The sequence below is a fragment of the Limnospira sp. PMC 289.06 genome (genome assembly GCF_032350395.1).
Taxonomy (GTDB): Bacteria; Cyanobacteriota; Cyanobacteriia; order Cyanobacteriales; family Microcoleaceae; genus Limnospira; species Limnospira platensis.
In genome coordinates this window covers 1-2,413 of the sequence record NZ_JARPLC010000251.1, presented here as the reverse complement: position 1 = coordinate 2,413, position 2,413 = coordinate 1, and the positions used below count along the sequence as shown (strand labels likewise).

Annotated in this window: 2 protein-coding genes; both read right to left on the bottom strand. The window is 42.4% G+C overall.

What is annotated here, in order from left to right; all coding sequences use genetic code 11:
- Positions 1-391: 391 nt before the first annotated feature.
- Positions 392-1,765: a hypothetical protein gene (locus P5674_RS24135; RefSeq protein ID WP_014276446.1), complete on the bottom strand. Its 1,374-nt coding sequence runs from the start codon at positions 1,763-1,765 to the stop codon at positions 392-394.
- A gap of 367 nt (positions 1,766-2,132) precedes the next feature.
- On the bottom strand, positions 2,133-2,366 hold the full coding sequence (locus P5674_RS24130; protein ID WP_006615977.1) for a hypothetical protein: 234 nt from the start codon (positions 2,364-2,366) through the stop codon (positions 2,133-2,135).
- Positions 2,367-2,413 lie beyond the last annotated feature (47 nt).

Here is a 2,413-nt window from a genome sequence, read left to right as displayed (position 1 = left end):
GTGAAATTCGGTGAAAATGCGATCGCACCACAAAAAACCACCGTGGGGAAAGGGCTAGTAGGGGCGGGTGCTAGATCCGCCATCGGGAAAACCAGCCAACTACCTGCACCCGCCCTTCTTCTTCTTTAACACCACGGGGAAAACCAGCCAACTACCTGCACCTGCCCTTCTTCTTTAACGCCCCTACATTGGGCGCGTTATTCGAGGTCGAAATTGGGTGAAAAGGCGATCGCCTCATCTCTGAGAAAAACCAACGGGTGAGCGGAGCCTTCCCAACAGAAACCACATTTTCAGCGGTGGCAGATCTCCTTTGATTCAACAACTATATATCTAAACCGTCCGCTGCAACACGGTTGTTAGCTTGTATTCTATTCAACAATACTCGCCACCTCTAAAACTTGTCCTTGTAAGAGTCGATAAGTTTTTTCAAATCCTCGAATCTGTCGGGGAATTTCTCATCAAGTTTTTTCCGAAACGATAACCAGTAAGACTCAAGAAGAGAACCATTTTTTGTATCCTCATGAAAAATATTTGTGATCACCCATGGACTTTTATATGACCCATAAATCTGATGATTGTTGCAAAAGGCGTTGAGAATAGATTCCTTGTGTGTTGGTGACAAGAATGAGTAAATTGGATAAAACTTGTCTACACAGTTCAGAGATTCCTGGAAACTAGTAACTCGTTCAAATTTCTTAATAAATGCTTCGATGCTATCATTCAAAATGACTTTGAATTTATTGGATTCATAAGGCAATCTTTCCATCAAATTTAATACTTCATCTGGTGAGGCTTCTTTCAGTTTTACTTGTACAGAATCCATAAGAAAATCAATATAAGCAGCATTCGCTAATATCTCTTTATCCTGACAGTTTATGCCACTGGCGACGTTCATCTTCTCGATGAACCTTATTGCCTTCAATCTACATGGATCGCTCAAGTTTTCCACAGCATTATCCACTCTACGAAGATATGTAATCACTTTTGGCCAATTTTCGTCAGTGACTTCATCAAGAATAATAGAAGACAGATTTTCAGTTAAAATATTTCCGACATTCTCTCTGTGCATTCTAGCTACAGCATTCAGTGCAGAAAACTGTCTCTCCTTTTCATCTTCTGGGAGATCTTCTGTTAAGAGACTCCTAGTTAATCCGATAACAATGTCTTTGATTAGAGAAACCCGAGGACGAGCCAAAAGTCCTTTTTGGAAATATTGAACTGCCTGATTTGGATTGGTAGGAAAGTAAACAGACTTGATATCTTCCCAAATTATATTTAGAGCCAAACGACCTTGAACTGGAGGGCGCTGCAAGAGATATGTGACTGCGCTCCGCATATGATAACGCGCTAATTCTGCTGTCGCCTCAAATGGTTCTTCCAGAGATGCCATTGATGGATGAGCACATCGACTTCTATCTTCACACAATCTTGTGATATCTGCTTTTTCTATAGGTGAAATAAGTGCAAATTTGCTTTCTGCTATATTAGGAATATCCGACTCAAACTTCCAAAGTCCTTTGACATCAGAGTTTTTACTCATGTTTTCAAACTGCTGCAATAGCTGATAAGCCTCACCATTCCCTACCTGGTCTAGCTGCCTTAATTTGTGGATGAAGTCAAATACAACAGCATTCCAGGTAGAAACAATACAAGAACGATATGCCCCAGCGCGGTAACAAGCTACAGCTTCCTGAAGAAACTTTTTGGCTGACTTATCTATACATAGAATTATTAGCTCATCAAGATCAATGAATGTTTGGTACATGAGTGAAAATTTAAGGTGAGTTACTTTACTTTAACTATTCTACTCTATCTACAGCAAAACACCTGGCGGCGGACTGAACCCGCCACATTTGGGTAAAATATCTTCTAACAATCACCTATCCTCAAGGCGATCGCACTACAAAAAACCGCCGTGGGGAAAGGAAAGGGCGGGTGTATATAGCTGGCTGGTGTGTTCGATAGCTGACTGCTGCACCCGCCCCTACATTGGGCGTCTTATTCGAGATCGAAATTGGGTGAAATTGGGTGAAAATGCGATCGCACTACAAAAAACCGGCGGCGGGAATGCGATCGCACCACCTCACCAAAACCGGCGGCGGGAATGCGATCGCACCACCAAAAACCGCTGACTAACGGCTAATATTCCCCGGTCTTGAATTTAAACGCCACCAGGTTAAACTCCCCAAAATTAACCCAATTAGACAACTCGCAACCAACTTATAGCTTTGTAATTTGCCTCGCGCCCTTTGCTTTTTGGGCGGGACTGGAAACCCGGCGGGCATAGGGGATAATTCCCCGTTGTGTTCCCTGGTATCATCTTCCTGGGCTTGACGGGATCTCATATCGTTTTTGCGCTGTTGCATAATAGAAAATGATATTCTCAAATAAATCAAGATGGATTGTCCTTATT